Here is a 25284-nt window from a genome sequence, read left to right on the forward strand (position 1 = left end):
CCTGAGGTGGACACTGATATGTTTCCATTCGTAAATAGCCGAAGTAACTCATGCCATTGTTGGATAAGGGAAGGTCATTCAGGAACATTGGAATTTGTTTCGATAAAAAGCTTCCTGTTTAAAGATAAAGTGTTACTATTATTAAATATTTCAAATTATTATAATTTTTCTTTTTTCATTATGTTGATTTTAACAGTTTTGGATTGTGGGGGAGAGCATTGAAACGTATTCATTATAGCTGGGTTATTTTAATCATAACATTCTTCTCGATTATTGTAGCCGGTATCGTTAGGTCATCATCGGGAGTATTCATCGTACCATTTGAAAATGAGTTCGGGTGGGACCGGTCCGTCATTTCTTTAGCCTTTGCCATAAGTCTTTTTCTTTATGGATTATCGGGTCCATTCATGGCCGCCCTAATTGAAGTGCTTGGATTGAAGAAAATGATGGTAGCGGCCATGTCCACTTTATTGGCAGGGATTCTCCTCACTTTTTTCATGCAGCATGAGTGGCAGCTCATTTTAATTTGGGGAATTATCATTGGATTGGGTTCTGGAGTGTTTTTAACGGTATTGAGCCCATATGTGGCAAATCGTTGGTTCGAGAAGAGGCGGGGACTGGCGGTCGGGATACTTACGGCAAGTACGGCCACGGGCCAGCTCATTTTACTTCCGGTTTTAGCCATCATCATTGAGAGTTATTCGTGGAGATGGGCGATTGGATTAATTTTGATCCTTAGCTTGATCATGCTGGCAATCATCTTTTTATTCATGAAAAACAATCCGAAGGAAGTGGGCACTCTTCCGTATGGATTGGAAGAGGAAAAGCAGGAGGCTGTTACAGTCCAAAATAAGAACCCCATCGTCATGGCTTTTCAGTCGTTGATTGAAGCAGTGAAAGTGAAGGAATTCTGGTTATTGGCAGGTAGCTTTTTTATATGCGGACTTTCAACGAGCGGGTTGATCGGGACACATTTCATTTCTTACTGCATTAGTTTTGGTTTACCGGTTGTGACGGCAGCATCACTGCTATCTTTCATGGGAATCTTTGATTTGATTGGTACGACTGTATCCGGATGGCTATCAGATCGTTTTGATAACCGTTGGCTGTTGTTTTGGTATTACGCTCTAAGGGGTGCTTCCCTCGTATTACTTCCTTTTGCATTAAATGAAGGTTCTATCGGTCTATTGATTATCTTTTCCGTTTTCTATGGCTTGGATTGGATAGCGACCGTTCCTCCGACCATAAGCATTTCAAGGCAAGTATTTGGCTTGGAGAAAAGCGGGATCGTATACGGGTGGATATTCGCGGCCCATCAGGTGGGTGCAGCAGTGGCGGCGTACGGTGGAGGGCTTATCTTCAAAATATTCAACTCCTATACATGGGCATTCTTCCTTGCTGGAATCTTTTGCTTATTGGGCAGCTTGTTTGTCATACTGATAAAAAAGCAAAAAGCGGTCACGAAAGTTAAAAGTGATGTAATGGAGATATAGAAAAGATGTTAAATCTGTATGAATGAAAGAGGGTGTACCTATGAAGGGCGCGATGGTACCATTGCAGGAAAGTAAACGGATCGTAAGCATCGATATTTTACGTGGATTAGCCATTTTAGGGATTTTTTTAGTGAATATGCCATCTTTCCACTCCCCGCTCTTGTACATAGATGGTGCAAAGCGGTGGGCAGGAGGATGGGATGGGATATTGTACAGATTCAGTGATATAGTCGCACAGGCCAGCTTTTATCCGTTATTTGCCTTTCTGTTCGGTTTCGGGGCAATCATTTTGGCAGTAAGGAGTGAAGAAAAGGGTATATCATTTCCGTTACTATATATGAAAAGGCTAAGTTTCCTGCTGATACTTGGCTGCATTCATGCTTTCTTCATCTGGCATGGGGACATCCTCATTAATTATGCTGTATTTGGGTTTGCACTTTTGTTTTTTTATAAGATGAAGGGCCGGAATTTAATTCTGCTTGGCTCGGTTTGTTATGTCCTGCCTTTTGCGATATTGGGTTCTCTATTTCTTATAATGGGCATTTTTGATAGTGAAGGGATGGCGATCACGACTGATTCGGCGATGATGAAACAGTCTTTGGAAGTTTATCAATCTGGTACATTTACGGAACTGATGAATCAAAGGGCGTTGGATTGGTATATGGTGAACAACCCTTTTAATGCCATTATCCTTTTTTTATCGATTTTTCCGTTTTTTTTAATGGGAGCAGGCGTGGCAAAACAGGGCTTTCTCCAAAATCCAACCCAATATAAACGACAATTGAAAGCGATATCGATCGTAAGCTTGCTATTGGGCATGTCAATTAAGATGCTGCCATATGTGACGGTATACCATTTTGGAACGATATTCGTCCAGGATTATTTGGGAGGACCGTTACTTACGATTTTTTATATCACGGCAATCACGATTTTGGCGGAACGGGCAGGGGCTTCCCGCCTGTTACATCCGCTTTCGTATATCGGAAGGATGTCGATGAGCAATTACTTGTTCCAATCGATGGTATGTACGGGCATTTTTTATTCATATGGCCTTGGTTTATATGGATCAGTCTCATATACTACAGGATTTGTTTTTCTAATAGCCCTGTTTTGCCTGCAAATCCTGCTTTCCTTATTGTGGATGGGCCTGTATAAATACGGACCGGTTGAATATATATGGCGTTTTTTTACGTATGGTAAAAAGCCGGTCATGCGCAGGTAGGGACCAGTTAAGAAGAAATGTAAATGATGTTCATTAAATTGTTGGTTTTACCCATTCAGGTGGATACTTAGTTTTGTTTTTTTGTAAAAGCCTATGATATGATGAAATGGAAACTGAACGAGGGGGCAAAAAAATGACACATATGCATATTACAGCTTGGGTTATCGGAATCATTCTTTTCTTTGTCACATATTCGATGCTTAAAGGTGCAAACCCGAAAGCGAAAATGCTACATATGATAACACGGTTGTTCTATTTATTGATTTTCCTTACTGGCGGCATGCTGATCACTGATTTTGGTGCCTATGCAGTAAAAATGATTGTTGGTATCATCGTGATTGCGGCGATGGAAATGGTGCTGGTCCGTACGAAAAAAAGAAAAAGCACAGGTGCCATGTGGATATTGTTCATCGTAGCGCTTGTATTCGTCCTTTATTTAGGACTTTCACTGCCACAAGGAATGGACTTTTTTTAATACAGAATTAAAGACGGGTAAATGAGGAAATCTCATTTACCCGTTTTCTTTTATCCGTTATTGTGAATTCACTTTCTCAATGACGATCCTTTTTCCGGTGTTCAGGGTGAATTCAAAACGATCATGATCCTTTTTCCCGTATGAAAAATGGTGCTGAACGAGACAAATTTGGCTCTCGTTATCAAAGGTGAAGAAATTCACGCCGGACTGGTTTGGGACGGCCCTTAAAAAAGTGAGCTGGTTATAGCTATATATACAATCATAAATAGAAAAATCAAGTGAATTCAATGTCGTTACAAATTGGAAAAAGGAATCATCGTTCAATTCTTCCAATAAACGTTCAAAAGAGTAGAGCAGTTTTTTGCGTATCCGAATGGGCTCATTTTCCCTTAAGAAGGTGATTTCCCGATGAAGCAGGATCTTTCCCTCTTCTTCAATTACTCCTTGCTGCCAGCGCCCACCCCTGTACACTTCGATGATGCTGTCAACGTGGTCTTCAATGGAGCAGGCCTCATCTGTTTCATCATCGAAAAAAATCCATTGTTGATTGATATTTTCCACTGTTCCTTCGGTAAAAGCTCTTGTTTGCCTATTCATTAACTTAGTTCGTTGTTGCTGACTCATACATATACCTCCAATAGTGGAATCCTCACCTACTTTTTAGTCAAAATCCAATGAAAATATAACTGTATATTTTAAAATATTATGGACAAATAACCATCTTTCCGTCTTTGCATAGGCTATGTTTAACACGGGATGCTTTGCTCAACAATTCATTAACGACGCCGGGCGTTGTTGGCAGGTGGCCCTACGGAATGATGCTGAGCGATACTTAGGGACTGTAAATCTTTTTAAGACAGGGAGCCAATATTTTTGATAGTCCGGATAGAAAGGATGAAGTGTAAAATGTGTGGGATAACAGGCTGGGTGCATTTTCAAAAAGATTTACGGACAAAAACGAAAACGCTGGAAAACATGACAAAAACGTTGGCAAAGCGGGGGCCTGACGAAGATAATGTTTGGAGCGAAGCCCATGTTGCCTTTGGTCATAAACGGTTAACGGTTGTGGATGCGGAAGGCGGAAAACAGCCGATGACGAAAAATCAAGATAACGGCAGATATACGCTTTGTTATAATGGTGAGCTATATAACACCGAGGATATTCGTAAACAGCTATTATTAAAAGGATATTCCTTTAACGGTCATTCTGATACAGAAGTTTTGCTAACTTCTTATATAGAATGGAAAGAAAAATGCATTGACTTGTTCAATGGGATTTTTGCGTTTGCGATTTGGGATGAAAAGGAACAGAAATTATTCGTCGGAAGAGATCGCATGGGGGTAAAACCATTCTTTTATGCGGAAAGAGACGGCGGGTTCATTTTCGGATCGGAGCTGAAGGCGATTCTGGCCCATCCGGATGTTAAAACGGAGATTGACCGCGAAGGGTTGTCTGAAGTTTTTGGTGTTGGTCCATCCCGGAAGCCAGGTTCAGGCGTATTTCATAATATCCAGGAATTAAGGCCTGCCCATGCGCTAACTTTATCAAGGAAAGGCCTCCGGATTTGGAGATATTGGAATGTGAAAAGCGAAGAACATCGGGATACTCTTGATGAGACGGCCGAGAAGGTTCGCTTCCTTGTCGAAGATGCAGTGACGCGGCAACTTGTATCCGATGTTCCGCTTTGTACCTTCTTATCAGGAGGGCTTGACTCAAGCGCAATCACGGCCATTGCTGCAAATGCCTATCAAAAAGAAGGGAAAGGCCAGCTTCATACGTATTCCATTGATTATGAGGATAATGAGCGTTATTTCAAGGCAAATGATTTCCAGCCAAACTCCGATGGGTATTGGATTAAAAAGATGTCGGATAGTTTTAACACGGTTCACCATTCATCGGTCATCTCTCAAGAGCAGTTGACAAATTATTTAACGGAAGCTGTCCTTGTAAGGGACCTCCCAGGCATGGCGGATGTCGATTCTTCTTTACTTTGGTTTTGTAAGGAAATCAAGCGGGATTTTGTCGTAGGCCTCTCCGGCGAATGTGCGGACGAAATTTTTGGAGGTTATCCTTGGTTTCACCGTGAGGATGATTTGAATCGTGCTGGTTTTCCATGGATGAGATCTACGGATGAGCGGGTATCTTTATTGAAAACGGGATGGCGCGAGAAATTGAAGCTGGAGGAATATGCCCAGGAAGCTTATTTGGCCACCCTTGCCGAAACGCCTAAATTGGAAGGGGAAAGCGGTATAGCGGCAAAACGGAGAGAGCTTTTCTATGTGAATTTATTATGGTTCATGACGACGCTCCTTGACCGGAAGGACCGGATGAGTATGGGGGCAAGTCTAGAGGTGCGCGTGCCATTTGCCGATCATCGCCTTGTTGAATATGCATGGAACATTCCTTGGGAAATGAAAATGGAAGGCAACCGTGAAAAGGGTATTCTTAGGAAGGCTTTGGAGGGGCTATTACCGGATGAAGTATTGTATCGTAAAAAAAGTCCATATCCAAAAACCCATAACCCTATATATACAGACCGTGTGCAGGCGTGGTTGAAAGACTTACTGACGGATAAAAATTCGATCCTGCATGAATTTTTCGATAAACAGAAGCTAACCGATATAGTAGATTCAAAGGGTGCAGCTTTTAAAGTGCCATGGTTCGGCCAATTGATGTCAGGGCCACAATTGCTCGCGCATTTGGCACAGACCCATGTATGGTTCAAAGAATATGATATCCAAATAATCGAGTGAAAAAAACGGGGCGGATGATTATCAACGCCCCGTTTTCATTTGCCTCAATGATTGATTGCGAGAATTTTATATTGATAACCACCCAATTCAAATTTGCCAACTTGTGTGGTTTCCTTCGTTCTTAAATCCGTTAGTGTACGTCCTTTCAATTCAGCAGGAAGGGTAAAGGATTGCTTGGCATCGGTCGGATTGATGAGGATCACGACAGAACGTTTTTCATTATACTTTTGGTAGGCCACGATATTTTCGTTTCCGGCTGTATCAAGGAATTTGAACTCCCCGTCATTGGCAAGTAACCGTTCTTCTTTTCGCAAGTGGATCAATGCCTTAATTTCATTGAGTAGCTCGGTGTTTTGTTTTTCTTCTTCCCAGACCATGCATTTTCGGCATCCTGGATCCATGCCGCCTGTTAAGCCGATTTCATCTCCATAATAAATACAAGGGCTGCCATTGAATGTCAGCAGGATTGCGTGAATGAGCTTGGCTCTTGCTAGATCTTCCCCGCAATCCGTGAAAATCCGCGGTGTATCATGGCTTCCAAGAAGGTTGAATGTCACGTCAAAAACATTGGTTGGATAACTGTGATAGATGGCTGTCATTTCTTCAGTGAACTCGCGTGCATTGATGGTTTGTGAGGCGACCAGGCGAAAGACCTGGTTGGTGAAAGGGTAATTCATGACGGCATCGAACTGATCGCCGCGAAGCCATGGCATGGAGTCATGCCAAATTTCCCCAAGAATATAAAGGTCAGGCTTTATATTTTTCACCGTTGTTCGAAATTCACGCCAGAATGGCTGATCGACTTCATTTGCCACATCGAGCCGCCAGGCGTCTATATCGAACTCCTTGATCCAATAGGCCGAGACTTCGAGCAGATACTCTTTCACCTCCGGATTTGCCGTATTCAATTTTGGCATCGATTCAAAAAAACCGAATGTTTCATAATTGGGCCTTTCCCCTCCCTTAAGAGGGAAGCTGTGTGGGTGGAACCAATCCTTATATTTCGATTTCTCCCCTTTTTCGAGTAAATCCTGGAAAGGGGGGAAATAGTAGCCGCTATGGTTAAAAACGGCATCCAGCATGACCCTTATATTCCGTCTATGGCATTCGGCTATTAGTGTTTTCAATGTTTCCTTCGTTCCGAATTGCGGATCGATACTCCGATAATCAATCGTATCGTATTTATGATTGGAGTAGGCATGGAAGATAGGCGTGAAATAAATTCCGTTGATGCCGAGATTCTCCAGGTAATCCAAATGTTCAAGGATTCCTTCGAAGTCCCCGCCAAAAAAATTATCCACCGCCGGTTCTTCACTTCCCCATGGTTTCACACCTTCGGGGTCATTGGCGGGGTTTCCGTTCGCAAATCGTTCAGGGAAAATTTGGTACCAAATTGTATCTTTGACCCAATCCGGTGCCCCGAAAACTTCATTTTGATGGAGATAGGGAATCGCGAAATAGCATCCGGGATCTCGGGGAGGCTCTTTGAAGAAGCCCTTTTCCGTGTAAATGGAGCATTCATCTTCTGACGATACCTTGAACCCATATCGAATTCTTCGGTAGGGAGGCTTCACATAGATATGCCAATAATCATAACGGGTATCGCTGCCCGACAGACTCATGGGAAGTTCCTCGTACTGCCATTGACCATTATTTGAAATGTAAGGATCCCCAAAAATCAATCCAACTGAGGAGATATCTTGTTTTTTCGTACGTAGGCGGATATGTAGGGTTTCAGTGTTGATTGGATAGCCGTAATTGTCATTAGGTCTATGGTGTATGGATGAAAATTCCATGAAAACCACTCCGATTCTATAAGTTTTGGGGCTGTGAAAAAGGAAACTTCCGGCTGTTACGAGGAGGGTCTCTATGAAGTGGTACTAAGCCAGGTTAAGTGCTTTTTCATTATGGTTATATACCCAATTTCAATTGAAAGAAGCACTTATTAACTAAAAAATAACAAAAATTGTTCATCACTACAAGGAAATAAATACGCCAAGGAAAATGTTGTAAAAATCAAAGCCGTTCATATAATGATAACAATAGCTTTGGCATCGCTTTCATCAATTGGCTTTATTTGAAGTACTGAACTGAAAAACAGTATTATTTGGTGCTTTTGGACATGATAGAATAAACATTGCAAAAAGGAGAATGAAAGTGAAGAAGCTGATTTTTCATTTGTTCATGTCCATATTATTGATTGTTAGTGTAAGTGCTTGCGGATCCAGTTCAGATTTAGAAAATAAAAATAAAGCAGTGAAAGAAGATAAGAAAAAAGACGAAGCCAGCAATGAAGCGAAGCCGGAAAAATTGATCATTTGGGAGGAAGAAGGTAAAGCGGAGGCCCTAAAGCCGGTGATTGAAGCCTTTGAAAAAGAATATGGAATCAAAGTTGAGCATGAAGAGCTTGAAATGGCTACCGGGATGTATGAGCGACTTCGTCGAGATGGGCCAATCGGAAATGGAAAGGCACCGGATGTCGTAACTTTTTCCCATGAAAAAGTCGGGCAAATCGTGAAGGAAGGCTTAATTCAGGAAGTGAAGGTGAAAGATGAGGTATTGAATGCCTTCATTGAACCTTCAATTAGGGGGGAGATGTATCAAGATAAGGTTTTTGGATTGCCAAAGTCCGTAACCACCTCCGTCTTCATTTATAATAAAAAATTGATGGCTAAAGCTCCTGAGACGATGAATGACCTTTATAAAATGGCGAAGGAATTAAGAAAGCGTAACGTGCATGGTTACTATGGCAAGTGGAATGATTTCCATGATTCGTATGGAGTAATGGCTGGAATGGGAGGTTATATATTTAAAGATAAGAATGGAAAGTTAGACCCTTCCGACATTGGTTTGAATAATAAGGGTTCCATAAAAGGGGCAGCGTACATCCAAAAATGGTATAGGGCGGGTTTGATTCCTAAAGGCGACAAGGCAGGAATCGAGAAGTTGTTTTTACAAGGGAAATTGGCTTCTATCATGAGTGACGCGAACTCATTTACCGAGCGAAAGGATACAGGAATTGCCCCCATGCCAGAATTGCCCAATGGTCAGCCAATGAAAACGTTCATGGAAATCAAAGGCTGGCATGTAACAGCATTCACAAAACACCCTTATTGGTCTACGAAGTTAGTTGAATATTTGACTAATGATGATAATGCAATGAAGCGTTTTGATTTAACAGGGGAATTTCCACCTAATAAATCAATTAAACACAGTGCCGCAATCAAAGAAAATGAAAGGGCACAAGCCTTAAGCATACAATTACAATACGCTGAACCAGTGCCGAATATTCCGGAAATGAATAAAGTATGGGGACCGATGAATTCAGCCATGGATGAAATGACCACTCAAAAAGCAAAACCAAAAAGGGCTTTGGATAAAGCGGTCAAGAAGATAAAAAAAGAGCGTTAACCGTGTTCGGCTCTTTTCCAATTCAGTAACCATAACCAGTATCCCCAGTTTGTCCCTTAAGTGTAAAGTTTTTTATAAATTGGATTTGACGTTAAGGGGTCAAAAGGCTAATCTTAAAGGCGTAAAGAGATAGCTAGGAGGAGAACGGATATGAGAAAAAGAGCGTTATCACTCGCTTTAATTCCGTTGCTTCTTTTTTACGCCATTCCAGTAGGAGCAGCTGAAAAAGAACAACGAACTTGGAAGGATGAAATCGTATATTCATTATTGGTCGACAGATTTTTCGATGGGGATACCCAAAATAATGGAGATGCGAACGTTAATGATCCTTCCACGTTTAATGGTGGGGATTTCGAAGGTGTCACGAAGAAACTGAATTATTTAAAAGATATGGGTTATACCGCTATTATCCTTTCACCGATATTCGCTAATGATGCAAATGGCTATCATGGCGATTGGGTGGCCGATTTTTATAAAACGGATAAACACTATGGGACAATGGAAGAGTTTAAAAAACTCGTGAACGAGGCACATAAACGCGATATGAAGGTGATCATTGATTTTCAAGCAAATAATGTGGGCCCTGATTCCGCGTGGCTTAACGATCCAAAAAAACAAGAATGGTTCCATGAAGAAAAAAAGATTTCCAAGGATGGTAGCCAAACGGATTTGGAAACAGGGTGGGTTGATGGTCTTCCCGATTTGAATCAAGATAATGAGGAAACAAGGAAATATTTACTTGATGCTGCCAAATGGTGGATAACGGAAACCGATATTGATGGATACCGTATAAATAAAGTCCAATACGTAGCAAAAGATTTTTGGAAGGAATTTGTGGATGCAGTCAAATCTGAAAAATCAAATTTCTATACAATCGGCGATGTTCAAGGTGATGCGAAATTGATCTCAAGCTACAAGGAGACGGGTATCGATGCTTTTATGGCTTATCCGCAGAATGCTGAGCTACGTGAAGCATTTGCTGCGCCCGATAAGGAATTGAAACCTGTTTTTAATGCGTTTGCGAAAAGCGAAGATAAATTAGGGGGCAATGCCCATCAGGCTTTGTTCATGGATACAGAGGGAATGCCCCGGTTTACAAAGGATGCAGCCGACCATAACGAAAATCCAGGTTCCAGATGGAGAATGGCCCTGTCGTATCTATATACGATGCCAGGGGTGCCAATCGTATTTTATGGATCGGAAATTGCCTTGAACGGCGATATTGCCCCGGATAATCATAAGTTGATGAATTTTAAGACAGAACAGGAATTGGTGGAATATATAACGAAGCTTTCTGATCTTAGAGACATGTACCCAGCATTGGTAAAAGGGGATATGGAGCTTTTATATGAAAAAGGTGGAGCTTCGGTATTCAAGCGTGTATATGGTGAAGAAACGATTGTCGTCGCCATGAACAATACGACTGAAACTCAAACGATAAACCTTACTGATAAGGAACTTGAAAGCAATAAAGAGTTGAGAGGTATGCTGAATGGGGATCTGGTCCGCAGTAAGGACAACAGCTACTCTATCGTAATCGACAGGGAGACGACAGAAGTCTATACGCTGTCACCTAAGTCGATTATTAATATTCCTTACCTGTTAGTCATAGGATTGGTTCTTCTCATTTTTGGTATATTCATTGCTTTGGTTATTAAACGTTCAAAACGGAATCAACCAAAATAATCATATACCTCTCGATTGTCGGTAGCCGCCAAACATTGTCCCTAAGGCTTTGTGGAAAACAGGATCGGGAGGTTACAGCATGAATAAGACCTGGTGGAAAGAAGCGGTTTGCTATCAAATTTACCCGCGCAGTTTCATGGATAGTAATGGTGATGGAGTCGGAGACATAAAAGGTTTGATTTCAAAGCTCGACTATCTGCAGGAATTAGGGATAGATGTCATTTGGATTTGTCCTTTTTATAAATCGCCCAATGCGGATAATGGCTATGATATTAGTGATTATCAAGCAGTTTCCGATGAATTCGGTTCAATCGAAGATATTGATCTGTTATTGAAAGATGTTCACGGGCGTGGGATGAAGGTGATACTCGACCTTGTTTTGAATCATACAAGTGATGAGCACCCTTGGTTCGTCGAGTCACGTTCTTCCCGCGATAATCCGAAACGGGATTGGTATATTTGGAGGGATGGGCAGGACGGCCGTGAGCCTAATAATTGGGAAAGCATCTTTTCCGGAAGTGCCTGGAAATTCGATGAAAGGACCAATCAATACTATTTACATCTATTTGCCGAAAAGCAGCCAGACTTAAACTGGAAAAACACTGATGTGCGAAAGGCATTATATGAAATGGTCAATTGGTGGCTCGATAAGGGAATCGATGGCTTCCGGATTGATGCGATCACGCATATTCATAAGCGCGAAGGCCTTCCGGATATGCCCAATCCTTATTGGCATCAGTATGTACCTGCGTTTGAAATGCATACCAATCAGGACGGGATTCTGGATTACCTTCAGGAGTTGAAAGAAGAGACTTTCTCTAAGTATGATATCATGACGGTCGGTGAGGCCAATGGCGTCAGGATAGAGCAGGCGGAAGAATGGGTCGGGGAATCGAATGGGAAGTTCAATATGATCTTTCAATTTGAACATCTTGGTCTTTGGAATAGGGGACAGAATCACGCTGTTGATGTTCAAGGGCTAAAGCGAACGATGACCAAATGGCAAAAGGGGCTGAAAAACAAAGGATGGAATGCTTTGTTTTTTGAAAATCATGACCAGCCGAGAAGTGTATCCACCTGGGGAAATGATCATCAATATTGGTTGGAAAGCGCAAAAATGATAGGGGCCCTTTACTTTTTCATGCAAGGGACACCTTTTATTTATCAAGGTCAGGAAATTGGCATGACAAATGTCCAATTTGATTCGATTGATGATTATGATGATGTCGGAATGAAAAACTTTTATAGGATAGAGACCTCGAAAGGTCGACCTCATGATGAGATCATGAACATTATATGGCATAGCGGCCGTGATAATTCACGAACACCGATGCAATGGAATGATCTTGAAAATGGCGGATTCACTCATGGAACCCCTTGGATGAGGGTTAATCCAAATTATCGCGCCATTAATGTAGAACAGCAGAAAAATGACCCGTCATCCATTTATCATTTTTATAAAAAGATGATTGAACTTCGAAAAAAACATCAGGTCCTTGTTTATGGGGAATATGAGTTATTATGGGAAGATCATCCCGAACTTTATATTTATACAAGAAACATGAATGATAATTCAGTTATGGTAGTATGTAACTTTAGTATGAATCACCATCAAATCGACCTTTCTTATTGGGGTAAAATGGAACTTTTGCTTGCTAATTATGAGGATTGTCCTGAGGTGCCCCTTATTGATTTACGTCCATATGAAACGAGGATTTATCGTTATTGATTCTATGGACTTGATTGGAAATTAGCCTAAAACCTATGTAGTTAGTCGTCTGACTTCTTAATTTCCAATAGACCTGTCGTTTTTCAAGAAGCTGATTATCCATCAGCTTCTTTTTGGATTTTAATCTTAGATGAAAAAAACGGAAAAGTGAGTATTTTCTGAAAAATTAAATAAACATTAAAAAAAGTATGGATATAACTATTGAACTGAGTGTATTATGAATACATACAAAATGTATAAATATAAAACGAATATTAGAGAAGTGTTTATTGGTATTCACCTTTTTTAAAATGAAGTCAATAAAGGCTAAGAAGGGAGAGGGGAAATGCATGGCCATCACAATAAAAGATGTGGCACAGCTAGCGAATGTTGCTCCTTCAACAGTTTCTCGAGTGATTGCAAACAATCCTCGGATAAGTGAAAAAACAAAGGTACGGGTACGTAAGGCGATGACTAAATTAGGATACCATCCAAACTTCATTGCACGTAGTCTTGCCAATCAATCGACCAGGATCATTGGCTTGGTAATGCCAAGTTCGTCAAATGATTATTATCAAAATCCCTTTTTTCCTACGATCCTCCAGGGTCTAAGTGAGGGAGCTCAGGAAAACCATTATTCCCTGTTGTTAAGCACGGGAAAAACAGAAGATGAAATCTACGAAGGAGTAGTGAATATGGTGCAGGGGGGGATGGTGGATGGAATAATCCTGATGTATTCAAGGATGAACGATCACATTCTGACCTATTTGAGGGAAAGGGATTTTCCATTTGTGATCATTGGGAAACCCTATGATTACATCGAGGAGATAACATATGTTGATAACGATAATGTCTTGGCTGCCGAACAGGCAACGGATTACCTCATAAAGCTAGGACATGAAAGGGTTGGATTTATCGGAGGTGATGAATCCCTTATGATGACCATTGATCGCTTATCAGGATATGAACGGGCATTGGAGAGGGCTGGAATCGATCGAAGGATGGAATATACCCTGCATGAAGATTTTTTACATGAAGGGGGACAAGCCGCTGCAAAAAGGTTACTATCCATCGATGAACCACCTACCGCTTTGGTGGTCAGTGATGATCTCATGGCACTTGGCATCGTGCATTCACTTCGCGAGATGGGCGTGCGCACTCCTGAAGAAATGTCAATCGTCAGCTTCAATAACGTTCTTTTCTCTGAACTGTCATTACCAGCCCTGACCTCCGTAGATATTAATATTTTTGATTTGGGATATCAGGCCGCTAAGGGCATCATTCATATGCTGCAGACTGGAGATGCTCCTGCCGGGACCATCATTCCACATCATTTTGTGGAAAGGCATTCCTGCAGATCGATCAAGCAAGGTGCAATGGCCATGACTTATTGAACGAGAGGGCATTGCGTAAAAGCAATGCCTTTTTTATCTAGAAATGTACGCTGAAACTTTTGAATGCATGTACTCCCGTTCCGTGTTTGACCAAATGATTCTCTTTAAGATATTGAATGGCTGCAAGGACTTCATCAAGGATCTTTGGTTCGAGGCCTAGTTGGTTGTGTCCGCCATAGATTTTGGAGACTGCCTTGATCTTTGTGATCTTTTCCAACGAGTTCACAAGGTCTTCAGGACTTGTCGAGGGATAAAATGCATAAACGGGAGTATCTGAATAAAGCAGGTCGCCAGTAAATAAATAACCTGTTTCATCATCCAAAATTGAAATGTGGCCAGGTGAATGACCAGGGGTATGATAAATGCTTAAACGGCGGTTCCCGAGATCGATCGTATCGCCATCCGATAAGAGCCTATCAGGGTACCCCTGGTATGGCTTGTATGTAGAAGGATTGAATGATTCGGGTATGGGTAATGTGATATCCCGGGCCATGTTCTTTCTTATTTGTTCCAAGGACAAACCTTCAATGCCGTTAATCAGCCAATTGGCATCATCACCATGAACATAAATCGTTTCATAATCACCGTGACCGCCAATATGATCCGCATGAACGTGTGTGGTCAGGACGATGATCGGAAGATCGGTAAGCTGGTCTGTAATCCGCTTAATCGAATCGATGCCTAACCCTGTGTCGATTAACGCAGCCCGGGTCTCACCAAGTAATAAAAAGGAATGAACTTTCTCCCAATGACCATATTCACTGATTGCAAACGTTTTTGTGTCCAATCCCTGAACGGTGAACCATGGATCTACAATATTTTTCAAAAATGCCTCCACTCCTTCCCACTCATATATTCCGCGTTAACCGGAAATATCCTTTCTGAAAGAGTAAAAGCAGTGGATTTCAATTTGTGAAATCCACTGCTTTTGGAAAAAAGGCAAGGCCTTATCCGTTTACAACGGTTCCGCCGTTTACATGGATGACTTGTCCGCTGACATAGGATGAATCATCACTTGCCAAATATACATAGGCTGGTGCCAATTCCTCAGGCTGACCTGCACGGCCCATTGGAGTATCCTGTCCGAATTTGGCAACATCCTCTTCGCCGAATGAGGCAGGAATCAGCGGTGTCCAGATCGGGCCTGGAGCCACACCGTTCACTCGGATGCCATCTTTTGAAATGGAGTTCGACAGGGCTCTTGTAAATGCAAGTATTGCACCTTTTGTTGAAGAGTAATCGATTAGTTTTGGGTTGCCCTGATAGGCTGTGATAGAGGTTGTATTAATGATGCTGCTTCCTTTTTTAAGGTGCTTCAATGCAGCTTTAGTTAAGTGGAACATCGAGAAAATATTCGTGCGGAACGTTTTTTCCAATTGTTCAGCTGAAATGTCCAGGATACTTGTCTGCACATGCTGTTCTCCGGCGTTGTTGACTAGGATGTCCAAACCGCCAAATTCATCAACCGTTTTTTTGACGACTTCCTGGCAGAAGGCTTCATCACCGATATCACCGGAAATGAGTAAACATTTCTGGCCTTCTTTTTCGATCAATTCTTTTGTCGCTTTGGCATCCTCGTGTTCATCCAGGTATGCAACTGTCACATTCGCTCCTTCTTTAGCGTAGTAAATGGCAACTGATTTTCCGATTCCGCTGTCTCCTCCCGTTATGATTGCCGTTTTACCTTTTAATTTGCCGCTTCCTTTGTAGGCAGCTTTAACTGAATCAGGATTCGGTTCCATTTTTGTTTCCAATCCAGGTTGATGCTGCTGATGTTGAGGTGGAAATCCTTGTTTGTTCTGATTTTGGTTTTGAGTAGTCAAGATATAAACGCCTCCCATTTAATTATCTACGCTTTTTCTATTCCTTCTTTTAGGAAAAAGAAAACATGGAAAAAATACCCATAAAGATTTTGGTTTATGTTTTAACTGAAGGGAACATGACTAGTCTTTCCATGTTCCATGAAGGCGATTCATAAGAAAAAGAGGAGGATGAGCGCTGATGGAGGCAGTTGAAACAAATGAAAAAAGACCCACCCAAAGCAGGTGAGGCCTTCATACTTAGCGGTAATTTAAGAATTGTACATCAATGGATAGATCAGCGCCCCGAATCGCGGAAATGATTCCTTGTAAATCATCCCGGTTCTTACCTGTAACCCGGATTTGATCATCCTGGATCTGGCTTTTCACTTTAAGGCCGCTATTTTTAATGATGGTATTGATCTTTTTTGCTTGCTCCTTATCGATGCCTTGAATTAACTTGGCCCGTTGGCGAACGGTCCCGCCAGAAGCTCCTTCCAATTTGCCATAATCCAGGTTCTTGACGGGTACGTCACGTTTTATGAGTTTACTGATGAGAACATCCTTCAGCTGTTCGAGCTTATAGTCATCGTCGGATACTAAAACCAAGTCTTCTTTATCAATGGTGATGCTGCTTATGCTCCCTTTAAAATCATAGCGTGTCTGTATTTCCTTCATAGCCATGGTAACAGCATTCGTTACCTCTGAAAAGTCTACTTTCGAAACAATATCAAATGAATTTTCCTTTGCCATCACTTACCTCCAGCAGGGTTTATTTCCTTTATTATAGAGAAAGTATGATAGGAAGACAACTATATAAACGATATTAAAAAAGCGGGGGGACAAGCCCCGCGCTTCATTTATGGTCCGTTTTCTTCGAATAGGAGTGCTTACCTGCAGCAAGGTTTTCCTGATATGCGATATTTTTTTCAGCATTTCTCGCTTGGTTATCTTTTGGCCTTTTATTGTCATCGGTTGTTTTGGACATAGTGAAAACTCCCTTCCATTATCTGATCAATATATATTGTTCACAATTATGGAAGGGAGTATGTATGTTTATGATTTCTCAGGGGTATCGTTTAAGAAGAAGAGGGCAATTGTGCCAGGGCCGGCATGCGCACCGATGACGGAGCCAATTGTATGGATCATGAAGTCGGTTGTCCCGAATTCATTTTGGATGGCTTCCTTCCATTCCAGGGCCGTTGCTTCATCGTCCCCATGACTGATGGCAATCGTTTGGGTAGTTAAGTTTTTGCCTCTTTCGTGCATTAATTCGATTACACGTTTGATCAATTTCTTTTTGCCGCGTATCTTTTCAAGCGGAACAAGCTTCCCATCTTCAACATGCAATAACGGTTTAATGTTTAATAAACCGCCAACAAGGGCAGATGTCTTGGAGATGCGGCCGCCACGGGCCAGATATTCAAGGTTGTCTACAGTGAATAGATGCTCCATATGCCGGGTTTGGAATTCTATGGCAGCCAGGATTTCTTCTTTAGTGGCACCGTTTGCTGCCAGATCGGCTGCTTTCTTTACAATTAAACCGACGCCCATGGAAGCGCATTTTGTATTGACGATATCAATGTCAACGTCAGGGTACTCTTCCTTCACCTGATTAAGAATCATGACTGCCGTTTGATAGGTTCCTGATAACTCAGAGGAAAAGGCTATATATATCCCTTGTTTTTTCTCCTTGGCAAACTGTGTGAAAAGTTCTATAAAGTATTCTGGAGAAGCTTGCGATGTTTTCGGGGCTTTTCCTTCAAGCATCGCCTGATAGACTTCGTGAGAATTAATGGTAAGTAAATCTTCATAAGTTTCCCCGTCAAGATGGACTTGTAAAGGGATTAATGAAACATTGTTTTCCTTATAGAAAGACAACGGCAAATCACATGCACTATCTGCAAAAATTGTGATAGCCATAATACACCTGCTTTCTTTTTACAAATTTTAGAAAATGAGTGGTCACTCTACTTTTTAGTGTAGCACGTAACGGTAAAAATTCAATCTCTACGTAAATAGAATAAATAATTAAGGGTAAAAAGATAATAGAATAAGGGTGAAATGGAGGTTTTTAGGATGTACAGTGGTGAAATGAAGAAAATTATCATAGTTGTGGTCGGGGCATTGCTTAATGCCATCGCAATGAACTTTTTTCTAATACCGGCAAACGTATATGCAAGCGGATTTACCGGAGTGGCCCAGCTTCTATCAAGGATGATTGGATCTTTTGCTCCTTTTAATGTATCGACAGGTATTCTCTTGCTTTTATTGAACATTCCAGTAACGATCATTGCTTGGCGAAAGGTAGGAAAGTCTTTCACCTTTTATAGTTTCCTCAGCGTTGCCTTGATGTCCTTTTTTATGGAAATCATCCCGATTACACGCTGGTCACCTGACATATTATTGAATGCGGTATTTGGCGGAGTCATAGCTGCAGTTGGTGTAGGGATCACCTTGAAATACGGAGCATCGACTGGCGGAATGGATATTATCGCCATGCTTCTTTCACGGAAGAAGGATAAACCTGTAGGGACTTATTTATTTCTGCTGAATGGCGTGATCATTGTAACGGCAGGTGCTGTTTATGGACCGGAAAAAGCTTTGTATACACTTGTTACCCTTTATACATCGACCCGTGTCGTGGACGCGATACATACACGTCATGAAAAGCTTACGGCCATGATCATTACAAAGAAAAGCGAAGAGCTTAAACAGGCAATCCATGCTAAATTAGTTCGCGGAATTACAAGAGTTCCCGCAAAAGGTGCATTCACTAACGAAACTAAGGAAATGTTATTGATTGTCATTACAAGGTATGAACTGTATGACCTTGAAAAGATCATCAAGGAAGTTGATCCACACGCATTCACAAACATCATAGAAACGTCAGGAATTGTTGGGACTTTCCGCAGGGAATGATATTAATAAAAATCAAGGCCATTACACTTCTATTACAAAAGGAGGTATTTCGGCGTTTTAAGTTTATTGCCTGTACAAAACGGCTAATTCTAATACTGTAGCGCCAATTTAAAATCTTATGAAGGAGTGATTAAAATGGCTAACGACGAAAAAATGAGCAGGCAGGAAGCAGGCCGTAAAGGCGGGGAAGCCACTTCTAAAAATCACGACAAGGATTTTTACCGGGAAATTGGGCAAAAGGGCGGAGAAGCCACTTCGGATAATCATGATAAGGAATTCTATCAGGAAATTGGACAAAAGGGCGGGGAAGCCACTGCTGATTCCCATGGTAAAGATTTTTATAAGGAGATCGGTGAAAAAGGCGGTAAGGCACGAAATAACAATTGATGAAAAACAAAGCGAAAGCCTCCAGGAATCCCTGGAGGCTTTCACATTATTTAGAGTGATTTTCCAGCTCTTGCTGGAGTTCTCGCAATTGTTCTTTTTCAGCCTCGTTCGTATTGGCAAAGGCTGATGAAAGAGCGTTTTTAGCGATTTCCTCTGTCTTATGCTGGTCACCGTCATGCTCAGAGTGGAGAGCTTCTTCAACAAATTCCCTAGCCTTTTGGAATAATTTGTTTCCCATTAGAAGCCACCATAGCTTTGTTCAGACATAATTCTTAACCTGTCTTTTTCTGCCTCTTCAAACGTAGTGTGATAAGGGATTTTTTCGGCATGCCTGGCAACACTTTCTTTGCCCTGCTGTACAAATCGTTTAGATTTACTGCTTTTACCCATTCTTATCTCCTCCGATTCTGAGCGTTGTCGACAACGGAATAAATCTGTTGTCCATATTAGTTTGGCTTGAAAGTTGAATATTATGAAGGTAAAAAATGACGAATTAGGCTTTCATATTGAATTTTTCTTCGAGGAAGACGGCTATACCATCTTCTTCATTCGTCAATGTCGTCGTATTTGCTACCGTTTTTACTGGTGAGATCGCATTTCCCATGGCCACCCCGGTTCCCGCATATTCGAGCATTTCCAAATCATTATCTTCATCACCGAAAGCGATTATCCTGTTTTGAGGAATTTCCAGATAGTTGGATACGCGTTTTAGCCCTACTGCTTTACTTAACCCGCTTTTTATTATTTCGATGATATGAAAAGGCTCTGCCCAGCGGCGGTGATCGACCAATTCTGCATGGACATCGGATAGATGCTGGCGAATCTGCCCTACGAATTCACTATCTGTGTGAATCAGCATCGAAGTTGGGGAATCCTGAAGGTAATTGCGTAAATCACCTGTCTTCATGATCGGATTTCCTAGATTGAACATGTTCATCAACTTTTCATCATGATAATGGACATAAACTTCATCCCGGACTTCAGCGATGATGTTATGATATGTAAACTCATCACACGCTTCGACAATTTCTTTCGCAACATTTATATCCAGTGGAGAGTGGTATACCCCCCAGCTTGTATGTAATGGGTGATGGACGAAAGCGCCATTGAAATTAACGATTGGTGTAGTCAGCCCCAGTTCCCGGTAATAAAGTTCACTTGAGCGAAAGGGGCGCCCGGTGGCGATCATAACCTCGTGTCCATCTTCTTTAAGTTTTAGGAGTGTTTTTTTAGTCCTTGAAGAAATTGTTTTGTTATCTGTAAGTAAAGTACCATCAAGATCCAATACGATTAAATGTTTCTCAGTCATGTACACACCTTCTGTTCTTTTTGATTTCATTATATGCAAATATTGTTAAGCCTATTTTAAAGTAAATGTAAATCTTTTTCATTCTTTATGCATTCCTGTATGATATTACTATATCCAGGATTATGATAATTAAAGCGAAGCTCAGATTTAAAGGTAATGAATTCCATTTTGATAATGGATTGAAAAGACCGGAACAAATTATCGGAGGGGTTAACTTGATAATAATTGAAAAAGAACGAATTGGACAAATTCCTGTCTTGCACTTAGGGGAACAAACCACTTTCAATCAGGAATTGCCGCTTATTATTTTTATACATGGTTTTCAAAGTGCAAAAGAACATAATCTGCACTATGCTTATTTATTGGCTGAAAAGGGGTTTCGTGTGCTTCTACCCGATGTGATTCATCATGGGGAAAGGGGAGCCGGTTTAAGTGATTCTCAAATGATGCCCCGTTTTTGGGAAATGGTTTTACAAACAATCCAGGATTTATCTTTGCTGAAGGATGATTTATTATCCCGAAAATTGATTGATCCCGACAGAATTGGCGTGGCAGGTACTTCAATGGGGGGAATAGTTACTAATGGGGCCCTTGCTGCTTATGAATGGATTTCCGCCGGAGTCAGTTTAATGGGGAACCCATCATATGTCGCGTATGCAGAGCTCCAAATGGAGGAGATTAAGAAAAGGAAAGTTGATTTCCCAGCTACTGATGAGGAAGTTGCGAAGGTGATTGAACAGCTTAAGCCATTTGATTTGAGTCTTAATCAGGATAAGCTTTGCGACCGACCGCTTCTTTTTTGGCATGGTGCCAAAGATCCGGTTGTACCTTATCAGCATGCATACCGTTTTTATGAAGGGGTCAAAGCAGGGTATGACAAGGCAGATGAAAAAATTGATTTTATCCTTGACCCTAAGGCTGGGCATAAGGTCAGCAGAGAAGGAGTGCTTAAGACAGCGGACTGGTTCGCGAAACATTTACTGTCTGCTGTGCAAAATGCTTAAGTACTCACTCAAAATCTGTTATGATGCTTATATGGACATAATGATGAAAGCGACAAACTAGAGATTTTCCATAAAAGGAGTGATTGAAGTGGATCAAGATACAAAAGACATTATTCTTGGAGCTTTGGAGCAGGTCATTGACCCTGAGCTTGGTATAGATATCGTTAATTTAGGCTTGGTATATGATGTGGATATGGATGAGGAAGGTCTGACCACCGTTACGATGACATTGACAGCAATGGGCTGTCCGATGGCTGGGACGATTGTCGATCAAGTTAAATTGGTTCTGGAAGATATCCCCGAGGTCAAGGAAACGGACGTGAAGATAGTCTGGAGTCCGCCATGGACGAAAGACAAAATGTCCAGATATGCTAAAATTGCATTAGGTATCAAATAATAACTCTGTAATAGAAATGAAAAGCCAGTCAAAAAAAGTGAACCCATTCAAGGAGCCACTTTTTATGCTCTGGTTTTTTTCTAATACTTTCGGCTAGGAGTGGTTAATTGAACAGTCAAATTAAAGATTCATTGGACAGGCCACTAAGGGATTTAAGGATTTCAGTCATAGATCGCTGTAACTTTCGCTGCCAGTATTGCATGCCTGCTGAAATTTTTCACGAGAATTTTCAGTTCCTGCCTAAAAGTGAGCTATTATCTTATGAGGAAATTGTAAGGCTTTCTAAAATCTTCGCAGGCTTAGGGGTAAAAAAACTAAGGTTGACTGGCGGGGAACCATTACTCCGAAGAGATCTTACCACTTTGATTTCAAATCTCGTTAAAATTGAAGGTATTGAAGATATTGGACTGACCACGAATGGGGTCTTCTTGAAAAAACATGCCGTAAATTTGAAGGAAGCTGGTTTGCAGAGGGTGAATATCAGCTTGGACAGCCTCGATGACGATCTTTTCAAGAAGATGAACGGCAGGGATATCGGCATAAAGCCCGTTATTGAAGGCATCGCTGCTGCTAAAGAAGCAGGGCTTGGCGTTAAAGTGAATATGGTAGTCAAAAAAGAAACCAATGAATCTCAAATCCTGCCGATGGCCCGATTTTGTAAAGATGAGGGCCTTCAATTACGCTATATAGAATTCATGGATGTCGGGCATACAAATGGCTGGCAGTTAAAGAATGTCATTACGAAAAAAGAACTGCTTGCAATGCTCCAAACCGAATTCGACCTAGAACCAGTTGAAGAAGATTATTTTGGAGAGGTCGCAAAACGCTTCCGCTATAAGGGCACTACTGCAGAAGTAGGCTTCATTACCTCGGTTTCCGAGTCTTTTTGTTCAAGTTGTACACGTGCACGTCTTTCTGCTAATGGAAGTTTATATACATGCCTGTTTAATGGAAAGGGACATGACTTGAAGTCATTGCTCCGTTCCGACATGACCGATGAAGAATTGACAGGGTTCATCATTTCACTTTGGAACCGTAGGGACGACCGCTATTCGGATGAGCGGGCAGCGGGAACGGTGAAGAAACAGGAAAAAATCGAAATGTCATTCATTGGCGGATAATCCGTCCGAATGAAAAATTAAGGGATGGCAGCTATGCCATCCCTTTTTTGTATAGTTGTCAGGACATGATGCCGGTCAATGGCGAAATCCATGTTTATACTTTTTTTATGCATTTTTATTTAGGATACAAGGTAATGAAAATAATTCAATGGTCCTAAGGATGGATTAGTCTGAAATAAATTCCATTCATTATTAAGATCATTAAGGCTTTATGTATTGCTGCTTTTTATGGGAAAGGATTCAATCGATTGTACAGATTTCTATTGGACAGTTTTCACAGTCGATTTCCTGTTTCAAATAGTYAAAGTCAAGAATCGTAATGCGGCCCTTTTTAATGGAGATGACATTGTTTTTCCTTAATTGAGCGAGCATTCGATTGACTACTTCGCGGGATGTGCCGCAAAAATTGGCGAGTTCTTGGTTTGTAAAGGGAAGATTGATAACTTTGCCGTCTTCCGCTTCAGTGCCATAGCTATTTGATAAACGGATGAGGGTGGAGTAAAATGCACCTTTCTTACCGTGCAGGAGCATATCGCGGAATTTAGCCTGATTTTTACGGTTTTGAGCGGATAACCATGTCATCATCTCGACTGCGAGATGGCTATCGGAGGCGATTTTTTCTTCTAATGCTTCTTTGGAAATAACCGCGACAGTACCATCTTCCATCATTTTTGCATTCATCATATATTTAGGATTTTGAGAAAATAAGACTGTCTCCCCAACCAAATCATTCTCCGAACTAATGCGTATAGTTAATTCCCGACCGTCGGGAACAACCTTACTCACTTCTACTTTCCCATTTATAATGTAATACAAATCACTTGCTGGGGTGCTCTCATGAAAAAGGTAGCGCCCTTTTTCCATATGTTTAATTTGTTGTTTATTATCTAAAATTGCTTGCATCCGATTGGATAACGATAATTCATTCATGCATATGACCACCTTTCAGAAACCGTCATTACTCAATTACTACCTTTGATTTAAACGGAAAAAAACCTAGTAGTCAACAACTTTGGATAATTCTAGGAATTTCGTTGGATAATATTTCATTTAAAATTTATGTTTATAATTTTATAAAAATACATTTGATTTTATTTTTATTCAGTCTTATAATAATAGAATCAAAGATTGACAGGGACCTGAAATTATAGGAGATGGTTTTATGAACGTATCAATAGTAGGTGCAACGGGTTATGGAGGAATGGAACTAATAAGGTTTTTGAATAATCATCCGCAATTTAAAATAAAATCATTGCATACTTCATCCCAATTTGGTCGAAGTTTATATGAAGAAAATGCACATTTAATGCATATGAAAGATACATTAGAAGAAATCGACCCGGAAGCGATTGCAAAAAAATCCGATATTGTATTTCTTGCAACTCCTTCGGGCGTTTCATCGCAATTGATTTCGGAATTTTCTGATCTCGATATTAAAGTGATCGACCTATCAGGAGATCTTAGGCTTCAAACTCCAGGTGAATACGAAAACTGGTATAAAAAACCGGCAGCGCCTCAGCATATTATTGAAGAAGCCGTATACGGATTGGCTGAATGGAATGCCGAAGCTATAAAAAAAGCGACGATCATTGCAAATCCTGGGTGCTACCCAACCGCATCACTATTAGGTCTTGCCCCTTTATTCACTGAAGGGTTGGCCGGAGCGGATGCCGATGTGATCATCGATGCAAAATCCGGGGTTTCAGGGGCGGGTAAATCACCTTCTGCAGTCACCCATTTTAGTGAAATGAATGAGAACTTTAAGATATATAAGGTGAATCAACATCAACACATACCGGAAATCGAGCAACAGCTTGGGCGATGGTCATCAGGTTTACAGCCCATTACCTTCAATACCCATCTTGTTCCAATGACAAGAGGGATTATGGCAACGATGTATATAAAGGTAAATCGGGAAACCTCAAATGTTGAATTAAAGGATTTGTACGAAACGGTTTACGAGAACCACCCATTTGTTCGGGTACAGCCCCTTGATCGCTATCCATCCACGAAACAGGTATACGGATCGAACTTTTGCGACATTGGCGTCGATTATGATGAAAGAACAGGTAAGGTAACGGTGGTTTCGGTTATTGATAATTTAGTGAAGGGTGCCGCAGGGCAGGCCATTCAAAATGCAAATATATTAATGGGACTAGAAGAAACGGCTGGACTATGGAACAGTCCGCTATATCCGTAAAC

The 25284-nt window shown here is 41.2% G+C and carries 24 protein-coding genes and 1 pseudogene; 14 read left to right on the forward strand and 11 right to left on the reverse strand.

Annotated elements, in window-relative coordinates:
- The first annotated feature begins 218 nt into the window (after nt 1–218).
- From AC1DIV_RS18905 to AC1DIV_RS18915, 3 genes are all read left to right on the forward strand, one after another.
- A complete protein-coding gene (locus AC1DIV_RS18905; protein WP_340875235.1) occupies nt 219–1493 on the forward strand; it encodes an MFS transporter in 1275 nt (424 codons plus the stop codon).
- A gap of 40 nt (nt 1494–1533) precedes the next feature.
- A complete protein-coding gene (locus AC1DIV_RS18910; RefSeq protein ID WP_340875236.1) occupies nt 1534–2715 on the forward strand; it encodes a DUF418 domain-containing protein in 1182 nt (393 codons plus the stop codon).
- A gap of 133 nt (nt 2716–2848) precedes the next feature.
- The gene (locus tag AC1DIV_RS18915) at nt 2849–3190 is read left to right on the forward strand and encodes a YisL family protein (protein ID WP_048686864.1); all 342 of its coding nucleotides are present in this window, start codon (nt 2849–2851) and stop codon (nt 3188–3190) included.
- Between the two features lie 57 nt (nt 3191–3247).
- Here the strand turns inward: AC1DIV_RS18915 and AC1DIV_RS18920 are convergent, their stop codons facing one another.
- Complete coding sequence (locus AC1DIV_RS18920) at nt 3248–3814, reverse strand: DUF2777 domain-containing protein (RefSeq protein WP_020018810.1); 567 nt, start codon at nt 3812–3814, stop codon at nt 3248–3250.
- A gap of 282 nt (nt 3815–4096) precedes the next feature.
- Here AC1DIV_RS18920 and asnB point away from each other — a divergent pair, with 282 nt between their 5' ends.
- A complete protein-coding gene (gene asnB / locus AC1DIV_RS18925; protein WP_477577183.1) occupies nt 4097–5944 on the forward strand; it encodes an asparagine synthase (glutamine-hydrolyzing) in 1848 nt (615 codons plus the stop codon).
- A gap of 44 nt (nt 5945–5988) precedes the next feature.
- Here asnB and AC1DIV_RS18930 read toward each other — a convergent pair whose 3' ends face one another.
- Nucleotides 5989–7740: a glycoside hydrolase family 13 protein gene (locus AC1DIV_RS18930; protein WP_340875240.1), complete on the reverse strand. Its 1752-nt coding sequence runs from the start codon at nt 7738–7740 to the stop codon at nt 5989–5991.
- 355 nt (nt 7741–8095) lie between these two features.
- Here AC1DIV_RS18930 and AC1DIV_RS18935 point away from each other — a divergent pair, with 355 nt between their 5' ends.
- The 4 genes from AC1DIV_RS18935 to AC1DIV_RS18950 all read left to right on the forward strand — a co-directional run bounded on the left by AC1DIV_RS18935 (nt 8096) and on the right by AC1DIV_RS18950 (nt 14143).
- Nucleotides 8096–9355: an extracellular solute-binding protein gene (locus AC1DIV_RS18935; RefSeq protein WP_477577185.1), complete on the forward strand. Its 1260-nt coding sequence runs from the start codon at nt 8096–8098 to the stop codon at nt 9353–9355.
- Between the two features lie 150 nt (nt 9356–9505).
- Nucleotides 9506–11041, forward strand: coding sequence for an alpha-amylase family glycosyl hydrolase (locus tag AC1DIV_RS18940; protein ID WP_477577187.1), 1536 nt, complete (start codon nt 9506–9508; stop codon nt 11039–11041).
- Between the two features lie 79 nt (nt 11042–11120).
- Entirely contained in the window at nt 11121–12770 is a 1650-nt protein-coding gene (locus AC1DIV_RS18945) for a glycoside hydrolase family 13 protein (protein WP_127777117.1), read from the forward strand.
- Nucleotides 12771–13099: 329 nt separating this feature from the next.
- Entirely contained in the window at nt 13100–14143 is a 1044-nt protein-coding gene (locus AC1DIV_RS18950) for a LacI family DNA-binding transcriptional regulator (RefSeq protein ID WP_034314582.1), read from the forward strand.
- 37 nt (nt 14144–14180) lie between these two features.
- Here AC1DIV_RS18950 and AC1DIV_RS18955 read toward each other — a convergent pair whose 3' ends face one another.
- The 5 genes from AC1DIV_RS18955 to AC1DIV_RS18975 all read right to left on the reverse strand — a co-directional run bounded on the left by AC1DIV_RS18955 (nt 14181) and on the right by AC1DIV_RS18975 (nt 17865).
- A complete protein-coding gene (locus AC1DIV_RS18955; protein WP_340878466.1) occupies nt 14181–14960 on the reverse strand; it encodes an MBL fold metallo-hydrolase in 780 nt (259 codons plus the stop codon).
- A 130-nt stretch (nt 14961–15090) separates the two neighbouring features.
- Nucleotides 15091–15966, reverse strand: a complete 876-nt coding sequence (locus AC1DIV_RS18960; protein ID WP_048686877.1) for an SDR family oxidoreductase — start codon at nt 15964–15966, stop codon at nt 15091–15093.
- 237 nt (nt 15967–16203) lie between these two features.
- Entirely contained in the window at nt 16204–16695 is a 492-nt protein-coding gene (locus tag AC1DIV_RS18965) for a YajQ family cyclic di-GMP-binding protein (protein ID WP_057275837.1), read from the reverse strand.
- Between the two features lie 103 nt (nt 16696–16798).
- On the reverse strand, nt 16799–16930 hold the full coding sequence (locus tag AC1DIV_RS18970) for a DUF3941 domain-containing protein (protein WP_072272565.1): 132 nt from the start codon (nt 16928–16930) through the stop codon (nt 16799–16801).
- Nucleotides 16931–16998: 68 nt separating this feature from the next.
- Nucleotides 16999–17865 carry a DegV family protein gene (locus tag AC1DIV_RS18975; protein ID WP_340875251.1) on the reverse strand — a complete coding sequence of 289 codons (867 nt, stop codon included), beginning with the start codon at nt 17863–17865 and terminating at the stop codon, nt 16999–17001.
- 156 nt (nt 17866–18021) lie between these two features.
- Between AC1DIV_RS18975 and AC1DIV_RS18980 the strand changes: the two genes are divergently transcribed.
- Nucleotides 18022–18864 (forward strand): YitT family protein, encoded by an 843-nt coding sequence (locus tag AC1DIV_RS18980; RefSeq protein WP_048686881.1) that lies wholly within the window; start codon nt 18022–18024, stop codon nt 18862–18864.
- A 135-nt stretch (nt 18865–18999) separates the two neighbouring features.
- Nucleotides 19000–19248 (forward strand): annotated as a pseudogene (locus AC1DIV_RS18985) (KGG domain-containing protein); the annotation flags it as partial.
- Between the two features lie 49 nt (nt 19249–19297).
- Here the strand turns inward: AC1DIV_RS18985 and AC1DIV_RS18990 are convergent.
- The 3 genes from AC1DIV_RS18990 to AC1DIV_RS19000 form a co-directional block, all read right to left on the reverse strand.
- Nucleotides 19298–19489, reverse strand: coding sequence for a DUF3813 domain-containing protein (locus tag AC1DIV_RS18990; protein WP_034314570.1), 192 nt, complete (start codon nt 19487–19489; stop codon nt 19298–19300).
- Nucleotides 19489–19641: a hypothetical protein gene (locus AC1DIV_RS18995; RefSeq protein WP_164468789.1), complete on the reverse strand. Its 153-nt coding sequence runs from the start codon at nt 19639–19641 to the stop codon at nt 19489–19491. Before AC1DIV_RS18995 ends, AC1DIV_RS18990 begins: the two co-directional genes overlap by 1 nt.
- 103 nt (nt 19642–19744) lie before the next feature.
- The gene (locus AC1DIV_RS19000) at nt 19745–20560 is read right to left on the reverse strand and encodes a Cof-type HAD-IIB family hydrolase (RefSeq protein ID WP_323597948.1); all 816 of its coding nucleotides are present in this window, start codon (nt 20558–20560) and stop codon (nt 19745–19747) included.
- Nucleotides 20561–20775: 215 nt separating this feature from the next.
- Here AC1DIV_RS19000 and AC1DIV_RS19005 point away from each other — a divergent pair, with 215 nt between their 5' ends.
- The 3 genes from AC1DIV_RS19005 (at nt 20776) to moaA (ending at nt 23082) form a co-directional block, all read left to right on the forward strand.
- Nucleotides 20776–21564, forward strand: a complete 789-nt coding sequence (locus tag AC1DIV_RS19005; protein ID WP_340875254.1) for an alpha/beta fold hydrolase — start codon at nt 20776–20778, stop codon at nt 21562–21564.
- Nucleotides 21565–21652: 88 nt separating this feature from the next.
- Entirely contained in the window at nt 21653–21961 is a 309-nt protein-coding gene (locus tag AC1DIV_RS19010) for a metal-sulfur cluster assembly factor (protein WP_034314562.1), read from the forward strand.
- Nucleotides 21962–22068: 107 nt separating this feature from the next.
- A complete protein-coding gene (moaA, locus tag AC1DIV_RS19015; RefSeq protein WP_063596475.1) occupies nt 22069–23082 on the forward strand; it encodes a GTP 3',8-cyclase MoaA in 1014 nt (337 codons plus the stop codon).
- A 240-nt stretch (nt 23083–23322) separates the two neighbouring features.
- Here the strand turns inward: moaA and AC1DIV_RS19020 are convergent, their stop codons facing one another.
- Nucleotides 23323–24012 (reverse strand): Crp/Fnr family transcriptional regulator, encoded by a 690-nt coding sequence (locus AC1DIV_RS19020; RefSeq protein WP_477577189.1) that lies wholly within the window; start codon nt 24010–24012, stop codon nt 23323–23325.
- A gap of 232 nt (nt 24013–24244) precedes the next feature.
- Between AC1DIV_RS19020 and argC the strand changes: the two genes are divergently transcribed.
- Entirely contained in the window at nt 24245–25282 is a 1038-nt protein-coding gene (gene argC / locus AC1DIV_RS19025; protein WP_048686891.1) for an N-acetyl-gamma-glutamyl-phosphate reductase, read from the forward strand.
- Nucleotides 25283–25284 lie beyond the last annotated feature (2 nt).

It is taken from the genome of Peribacillus sp. 05N428 (assembly GCF_056397085.1).